Annotated in this window: 8 protein-coding genes; 7 read left to right on the top strand and 1 reads right to left on the bottom strand. The window is 64.4% G+C overall.

From position 1 onward, the window contains the following. The 3 genes from ABZX92_RS44060 to ABZX92_RS44050 all read left to right on the top strand — a co-directional run. On the top strand, positions 1–295 hold a 295-nt coding region (locus tag ABZX92_RS44060; protein ID WP_355571866.1), incomplete at its 5' end, for an STAS domain-containing protein. Beyond that, positions 265–528, top strand: a complete 264-nt coding sequence (locus tag ABZX92_RS44055; protein WP_355571864.1) for a hypothetical protein — start codon at positions 265–267, stop codon at positions 526–528. The genes ABZX92_RS44060 and ABZX92_RS44055, both read left to right, overlap by 31 nt. A gap of 108 nt (positions 529–636) precedes the next feature. Then, on the top strand, positions 637–3,063 hold the full coding sequence (locus ABZX92_RS44050) for a hypothetical protein (protein ID WP_355571862.1): 2,427 nt from the start codon (positions 637–639) through the stop codon (positions 3,061–3,063). 21 nt (positions 3,064–3,084) lie between these two features. Here ABZX92_RS44050 and ABZX92_RS44045 read toward each other — a convergent pair whose 3' ends face one another. Then, the gene (locus ABZX92_RS44045) at positions 3,085–4,056 is read right to left on the bottom strand and encodes a hypothetical protein (protein ID WP_355571861.1); all 972 of its coding nucleotides are present in this window, start codon (positions 4,054–4,056) and stop codon (positions 3,085–3,087) included. A gap of 779 nt (positions 4,057–4,835) precedes the next feature. On the opposite strand from ABZX92_RS44045, the gene ABZX92_RS44040 reads away from it, so the two are divergent. The 4 genes from ABZX92_RS44040 to ABZX92_RS44025 form a co-directional block, all read left to right on the top strand. Then, positions 4,836–5,153, top strand: a complete 318-nt coding sequence (locus ABZX92_RS44040) for a transposase (protein WP_355571859.1) — start codon at positions 4,836–4,838, stop codon at positions 5,151–5,153. Next, entirely contained in the window at positions 5,150–5,953 is an 804-nt protein-coding gene (locus ABZX92_RS44035) for an IS3 family transposase (protein ID WP_355571857.1), read from the top strand. The genes ABZX92_RS44040 and ABZX92_RS44035 overlap by 4 nt, the downstream gene beginning before the upstream one ends. A gap of 71 nt (positions 5,954–6,024) precedes the next feature. Continuing rightward, a complete protein-coding gene (locus ABZX92_RS44030) occupies positions 6,025–7,059 on the top strand; it encodes a tyrosine-type recombinase/integrase (protein WP_355571855.1) in 1,035 nt (344 codons plus the stop codon). Next, a partial coding sequence (locus ABZX92_RS44025; RefSeq protein ID WP_355571853.1) for a tyrosine-type recombinase/integrase occupies positions 7,059–8,474 on the top strand: 1,416 nt, incomplete at its 3' end. The genes ABZX92_RS44030 and ABZX92_RS44025, both read left to right, overlap by 1 nt.

Below are 8,474 nucleotides of genomic sequence, written 5' to 3'. Positions count from 1 at the left end.
CCAGGCGGGAAGCCCGCAGCTTGCGCAGACGAAGGTCTCTGTCGAGAACGGCGTCGTCGTGGTCACGCTGACTGGCGAGGTCGATATGGTCAATGCCGACGAGGTGCGTTCCACCCTGCAGGCGCAGCTCGATGAACTACCCAGGGCGCTCGTGGTGGACCTCGCGCTGGAGTTTCTCGGGTCAGCAGGCCTGATCCACCCAGTCCCAGAAAGCACGCCGAAACCGTCGGCGTGTGCGATCCGCAACGCCGAGAAGCCGACCTCGTGCTCACGCCCGCGGTCAACCGCGGCGTGACCGTGACGCCAGACATGGTGCTGCGATGCCAGCGATTGGTCGACAACAGATTCACCGGTCACACGAGTTACTCGGCCGGCGAGAACCTCACCCAGGACGTGCCGCCCAAGCTTCACGTCTTCCTCTACACCTTGATCGGCACGAAGGCCAAGGTGGACTACCTGATCTGGTACGAGAAACCAGACTCCAACCGCCCACCTCCAGACCCCAAGAACCCCTGCAGCGCCGGGTGATTAGGGCTAGATGCATCCCGGGCCGCTCGCAGCGTCCGCGATCGCGGCCTCCTGGACGGGCCGGCGTCCACGCAGGATTTGTCGGTGCTGGGTAGTACGTTGCCCGACATGTCCAAGCAGAAGCGCAAGCAGACCGCGAAGCGTCACAAGCGGGAGAAGGCTGCGCGCGCGGCGGTCAGGGACACCGGCATCTCGCCCTCACTCGCCATGCTGATCGGCAGTATGGAGCGGTTTGCTCCGTATCTGACACTGTCCAACGACCCCGACGCAGCGATCGCCGCTGCCGCTGAACGACAGCGCCAAGCCATGGACGCGATCGTGGCCGCGACAGCACAAGCAGACGTCTTCGACGTCCTGGAGGCCGTCAGGATTCGCGGGTTGATGACAGACCCGGATACGTATCGAGAAAGCGAGCACGGCGCCGACGTGAGCATGTTCGAGCTGCTCGCACTGATCCTCATCTCACGTGGCACGAGGACAGCAACAACGTCTAACGGTGAAGACCCAGGTCCCGCAGAAGTTCTTGGAGCACTTCAGGTTCAGCTTCAAGATCTGATGGACGCGGGCCAGATGCTGAACCTGTTCACATCCGACCGCGGCGAGCCGTTGCACCGTGTTAGCTTCGGCACGCGTCTGCGTGAGGTAGCCGTACGCAACGCTATCTATCCGCACATGTTGGACGACACCCTGACGGCGCTGTTCGATGGTCAAGCAATCGAAACCGCCTGCCGGTCCGCACTGGGCTGCACGGTCAACGAAATCCGACGGGTGTTCGCTGGCCTACAGCAGCTAGTCATCAATGCGTTGGGTGGGCGGTTCGAAGCTTTGGAGGAGTGGCGGCAGATTCTTGACCGCACGAACGGTGAGGTCGCCGACTTGGCGTCACAGGAAATCGACCAAGCCCGAGCACTGCTCGCACAGGTCAGCGCCCGGCCAGGTTCGAACGCGACGCATACGCCAGAAGCCATTGCCGCGATGTCAGGCCTTGGCCTCGACGTCGTCCAGGTCGTGCTCGACCTGTTCTCCACACCCATGACCGCTCGCTCGCCGGCCGACGTGGTTCAGGAGTTCTTCGAAGGCACCTCTCCGTTGAGGACGCGTCCCCTTGTCGCAACTCCCGACGGCCAGTACGCCCTGGTGCATCAAGCCCTCATGACGCCGGCCATCCGCGAACGTGTCGAGGATGTACTTCGCGGTGACAAGAACGCCTGGAACGTCTACAGCAAGCACAGGGGCACTTATCTGGAGGGGGAAGCAGCACGCCTCATCGCAACTCACATGCCGGGCTCCGTCCAGTACCTCGGATTTGAGTACTTCGTTCCTGCCAGCGCTGATGAGACCAACCCTGCCTCTTTCACCAAACTCGTCGAGGGCGACGGGCTGCTGATCCTCGACGATGTCGCGGTCATCATCGAAGCCAAAGCTGTGGCGCTTCGTCCCCGGTCGCGAACGGGTGATCCCCTGCGCCTCCGTCAGGACCTTCGTCGGATCATCACCGATGCCGCAGAACAGGCTGACCGTCTCCGACGACGCATCCTCGACGACAAGGGACTACGACTTCGCGACGAGACTTGGCTGGACCTGAGTGCTGTCCGCGAAGTGCACACCGTCGCGGTCAGCCTGGAGGACTTGTCGGGCATCGCGACCGTCACAAGCGAGCTCGTCGTCAGCGGCCTGCTCAACACTGACGATCTACCATGGACCGTCTCCATTCATGACCTGCGCATCATCAACGAGCTGGTCGACCGCCCCGCAGAGCTGCTGCTCTACCTGCGCCGCCGCACGGAACCTGGTACCACGCGGTGCTTCCACGCAGTCGACGAACTCGATTTCTTCTTGCACTTCCTCGCCGCCCAGCTCTACGTCGAACCGGATCCTGACGCCGTGCAGCGTGAGCTCCCTCAGCTCGGAGAGCCACCAACGAAGAACAAGCGCCGATACAGAGAACAAGGGCTCGAGCTGATCAGCAGCCGCACAGACCCGTTGGACGCGTGGTACTTCTACCAGCAGGGCATCCGCACCACACAGGCGAACAAGCCGAGGATGAAGGCCGATCCCGATCTCTTGCTTATGATCGATGACCTCGCACGGCGCGGGGATCCCGGTTGGTTCGCGATGACCGCCGCGCTGCTGAACTTCGACACCGCCAGTCAACACCGTTGCGCAGTCGCCGGCCCGCGGTTGGCGGCTCAGACCCGTGCAGACGGCCTCCCTCACAGCCTCGCCATGCCGGCCGGAACGCGGCGCGGCGACAGCGTGCTCTTCATCTGGGCAACGACAACCCCGGGTCTGCCAACGGCGGCCTCGCTCCAACGGCTCCACGACTACACAACCGCCAAGAAACATCAACTACAACTCGACCGCGCCCTCGGCTTTCTCTACGACCACCGCACGGGCGGACTGTTGGACACCTACTACGACAACCGGTCGCCAGAGCCTGACCCAGCTCTTGATTCTCTCGGTACCCAAATCGGCCTGAAAGGACCTGAAGCGTTCCAAAGCGCACCGCCTGCTCGTCGACCACGCAAGCGCTGATCGCTACAACCCTGCAGATGCCTACCTATGTAGATCGTCTAGCGGCGGAGGGACGGACCCTGCTTGTGGCCGAGGATGTCCGATGATGGCCCATGCCACAGCCCCCAAAGCATCCAGCACGCTCGCGTTGTTCTGACTCGGCGGCCCTGGCTCAGCAACCTCGACAAGATTGACGCTCGATGGCCACACGGCGAGATCCAACTCGCCCTCGCATCTTCCGCGTGACGGGTCGGCGGTCGCATCCCACCGGCCGCTCAAAGACCCTCCCGGCGACACCAACACCTTCAATGGAACAGCAGGAAGCAGAAGCTCCTCCCTCGGCCGCAGCGAAAACTTCTCGAAGGTGACCACGATTCCACGGCTCAAGTCGCGGCCCGACCATCCATTGAGGACATCTTCGCCATTCGCTGCCCGCTCGGCTCGCGTACGTTCTCTAATCCGCTTCGGCGGAGACATCACCAACTGGTGCTTGAACACGTCTTCCGACAGTGTGCCTGGCGCTGCTGGGACCGGAGGAAGTTCGGGCCACCTCGACGGAAGCGTGTATCGAAGATCGTCGGCGAGTCCGCGCACGGGTCCTTCGAACCACAGACGCAGCTCGACGTCGCGGAAGTGCAAGTCAGTCGGATTGACGACAACAAGTTGCACGCTCGTACGTTCATCATCTTCAAGGAGCAACAGGAATCTCTCGGCGAGGACCTCGCTCGACTGCACCAAGTAGTCCTCGACATGGGACTCGTACACCTCGCGAGACCGCAGGTCACGGAGAGCTCGTTGGCTCACCATGTGCCGGTGCTCAAGAAAGTCCGACGGCCGTTGGTTCCGAGACCAGTCATACTCATCGGCAACAGCATGCAGACGGGCGCGTTCGGAGGCGATCCAGTGGCCGATGAAGTCCACCTCGTTCGGCATCACCTCGATCCCCGCGGGGTCGCACGAGACCTCGATGTCCAAGTACTCCGAGCCTGGACCAACGACGATGTCCCCGTGCACGACACCTGCTTGCACCACAACCTCTGCGGTACCGTTCATTTCGTTCCGCACGGCGTCCTGACTAGACCCGCCAGCCTGCGCTCCCGCCATCCGCGAATCCTAGTAGCTCAGAACCGTCTGACGACGCCTGAACTACGGCGTAGCGCAGTACCCGCCACGGTGACGCTTTTGCTGAGACTGCACAGAATCCACTGCCCGGAGATGAGATCACCTTCGTAGCGTCACCGCAGGCGAGTAGTCACGGGTGGCCACGCTGAGCCTCCTTCATGATCGCCACGGCACGCAGGACAACACAGATGCCAGCCTGCCAGGCACCGTCACAGCATCAAGGGATTCAGCACCAGGTCACCCATCCGGACGTGCCCGCAGATCTCACAACCTCACGTCCGAGATCAGCCGATATGGGCATAGTGGCGCGCGTCAGCCCCGACGTGCTCGGGATAGACCATCTTGGGCGTGCCCAGCGACTAGCTCCCGCTGGCATTCATTCAGGCACGCCGAGTAGAGCACATTGCACCGGCGCCGACGTCTGCACCGCCCAACGCGTCGTGAAAGTCGTGCGCGACAACGGATTCCGCGTAACGACCCCAGACGACACTAGCTTCACCACTCTCAGCTGTCGCGGGAGACCAGCCGGTCGATCAGTGCGGGCGACGAGCATGCACTCGCTGGGTTTCACCGGACCTGTGGCGAGCTGGCAAATTGGGCCGTTGATTGGGCCTGACCCGTTTTGACGGACACCTGAGATCAGGGGGTTTCGCCCCCGGAAGGATGTCCTCATGAAGACCACGGGCCCGAACACGCCCCGGCGTCCTCGTCGTGCGTTCACCCCGGAGTTCAAGGCGGAGATCGTCGAGCAGTGCCAGCGTGGTGACCGCTCAATCGCGCAGGTCGCGCGGGATTTCGACCTCACCGCGACCGCTGTGGCCGAGTGGGTCAAGCCGGCCGAGCGAGATGCCGGAACGCGCGATGACGGCGGCCTGTCCAGCGATGAGAAGGCCGAGCTGGCCGCGCTGCGACGGGAGAACAAACGGCTGCGCGAGGACGTGGAGATCCTCAAGCGGGCCACAGCTTTCTTCGCGAAAGAGACCCGGTGAACGTGTACCCGTTCATCGAGGCGGAGAACGCCGGCAGCGGCAACGTCAAGCGTGCGTGCGAACTGCTCCAGGTCTCCCGAGCCGCCTACTACGCCCACCGCACCGCGGGCCCGTCCGCCCGCGCCCGCGTCGACGCCACGCTGACCGAGAAGATCATCGAGGTGCATGACGAGTCGAACGGCACCTACGGAACGCCACGGATCCACGCCGAACTCGCCGACCAGGGCCACCGGCATTCCCGCAAGCGCATCGCCCGGCTGCTGCGCCAGGCCGGCTTGGCGGGGAAGGCGCCGAAACGGTGGCGCACCACCACGATCCCGGACCCGGCCACGACCACACCCGCTGACCTGATCGAGCGGGATTTCTCTTGCAGTGCAAGGGAAATAGACACCCGCTGGTGCGGGGACATCACCTACATCAACACCTGGGAAGGCTGGCTCTACCTGGCCACCGTGATCGACCTTGGCTCCCGCAAGGTCGTCGGCTGGGCCACCGCCGACCACCTACGCACCGACCTGGTCGAGCAGGCGCTGCGCAACGCCGTCACCCAGCGCCGCCCCGATCCCGGCGTGATCTTCCACTCCGACAGGGGCTGTCAGTACACCTCAAGTCAGTACTCCCGCGCGGCCGCCGATGCAGGGGTACGGCTCTCGGTCGGCCGCAAGGGCCAATGCTGGGACAACGCGGTCGCCGAATCGTTCTTCGCCACCATCAAATCCGAACTGCTCGACCGGCAGGCCTGGCCCACGAAAGCCAAGGCGCACAAGGCAATCTTCGAATACATCGAGGGCTGGTCATGATATGCGGGTGATCCGTTGCCAGGCCGGTCCGGTCGGGCAGGTGAGGTCGCCGCATCGATCGGAGACCTCTGGTGGGGTTCACGCCATGCCTTGTCCGCACGCCCCGAGCCGGTGGTGGTGAGCAGATTCGTCTGGGCCATCCACTGCTGGACTCCTATCTGGAGCTGGTGACCGCGAGGGCCCGCTGGAACACCGTGTTGGCCAGCGCCTTCGACCTGAAAGTGTTCTTCTCCGTCATCGACAAGGACCCGGTCGACGTGGACACCGCCGACGTTTTGGTCTTCATCAAGGCCCAGCGCGAACCACGGCATGGCGCGACGGTGGTGCGAATCGAGGACGGTGAAAGTGGACTGTCGGCGCGCACCATCAAGCGGCGGCTCGCCACGGTCGCCGGACTTTACGAATACCTGATCATCCGCGCAGACACGATCGTGTCACGTAATCCGGTGCCCCGAGGGCTGGCGATGCGCCGTCCCGGCCAGCGGGCGGTGCGTAGCGTCCCGTTGATCCGGACACCCCGCACCTTGCCGCGGGTGATCGACCCTGGTGAGGTGGACGCGTTCATCGCCGCACTGCGCAGCCACCGGGACCGGGCCATGGTCGAGGGGATGCTGCTCGGTGGGCTCCGCCGCTGCGAGGTCCTCGGCCTTCGCCTGGGCGATGTCCGCCCCGGTGAACGTCGACTGTTCATCGCCGACGGCAAAGGAGGCCATCAGCGGATCGTGCCGGTGTCGCAACGCTTCTTCATCACACTGGGCGACTACCTCACCGGCGAGCGACCAGACGAAGCCATCGACGACCACGTCTTCCTTGTCCTCAAAGGACCCCGTCGGGGCCGGCCGCTGTCGGCACCCGGTCTTGACGAGATCGTCGCCGGCGCCCGCGCCAGGGCAGGGATCGAACACCTGACCTGCCACCAGTTACGCCACACGTGCTTCACCCGTCTTCGCGAGGCGGGGATGGCGCTGGAGGCGATCCAGGCTCAGGCCGGACACCGCTCGATCGAGTCGACCCGTATCTACCTGCACCTGGCCAACGACTGGCTCGCCGGAGAATACCGACGAGCCTGCGAGGCGATCGACGCGCAAACCCTGGCAGGCCAGTGATGCCCGCCGCCCTCGCGCTCGGCACCGCAAACGCCGACCGGGTCGACGCCTACCTCACCGCGATGAGGACGGTCGGGCGCAGGACCGGCCGTTCCACGGTGCAGGCGGCCAAGTCGTTCTGCGCCAAGCTCGAACGGGCAGGCGGATGGGCACAGCTCACCCCAGCCCAGCAGATCGACGCGATCGGCAAAGCCCCGTCGTTCGCCTCATGGCTGCTGGTCACCCGCAGGCTCACCGTCAGCGCCGACGTCCTGGGCCGCGTCGACCTGCGACTGGGCAACGCAGCCCGCAACCACTGCCCCCAGGCACACGCCTGGTTCCTCGATTCCTGTCGCCGCCTGCAGACCGATCACGCCGACATCGCCTTGCAGTGGAACACCTTGGTCAAAATCACCGCTGTCACCGGCATACCCGTCGACCGGGTCGACACCGCGATGTTCGACACCACCCGAGCGGCGATCATCGACGCCTATCTCACACGCGGGATGCCGAACTCGGGCCGCAACGCGGCCTCGATCTTCCACCGACTCCGGCTCACCCTGTTCCACGCGGGCAGCCTCGACAGCCACGCCCGACCCACCCGGCGGGCATCAGTGTCGGTGACCGGATGGGCAGCAGTCCCAGCAGGGTTCGCCGAGACGGCTCGCCGCTATCTCGCCCAGGTCGATCTGAGCCTGCGTCCCGCGACGGTCACACACATCGAGCACGACCTGCGCGAGTTCGGGACCTGGCTCGCCCTGGCGCACCCGGACATCGAGGACTGCACAGGTCTGACCCGGACCCATATCGAGGACTACAAGGTATGGCTTGGGGCACAACATGCCCGCTACACGACCAAGCCGCTCAACCGTGCCAGCATCAAAAACCGGTTGATCAACCTGCACTGCTTCTTCGACCGGGTCACCGAATGGGGCTACCCCAGCCCGCCGCAACGCCCGCTGATCTTCGCCGGAGACCTTCCGATCGTCGATAAGCCGCTGCCTCGGTTCCTCGACGACGCCGCAGCCGCCAAACTCATGCGGGCCTCCCGCGCCGATCCCGATCCGCTGTCACGTCTCATCGTGGAACTGTTGGCCCGCACCGGGATCCGCAAGGGCGAACTGCTCGGCCTGACCGTCAATGCCGTGGTGCAGATCGGATCCGCCTTCTGGCTGCGCATCCCGGTCGGCAAGCTGCACAACGACCGCTACATCCCGCTGCATCCCCAACTCAAACAGATGCTCGATGACTGGATCACTAACCACCGCCCCACCGGGCTTCGCTCGCAACGTCTTCTGCTCGAACGCAATCGTCCCGTCACCGCGCTGCGCGTGGCCACCGCGTTGAGCAGGCTGGGCCACGAGGCCGGGATCGGACACGTCACCGCCCACCAACTACGCCACACGTTGGCCACACAAGCCATCAACCGCGGCATG

Origin of the sequence: Lentzea sp. NPDC006480, from assembly GCF_040611995.1 — a bacterium.
GTDB lineage: Bacteria > Actinomycetota > Actinomycetes > Mycobacteriales > Pseudonocardiaceae > Lentzea.
Note: the sequence above shows the minus strand (reverse complement) of the source record. Positions and strands in the feature narration are given on the sequence as shown.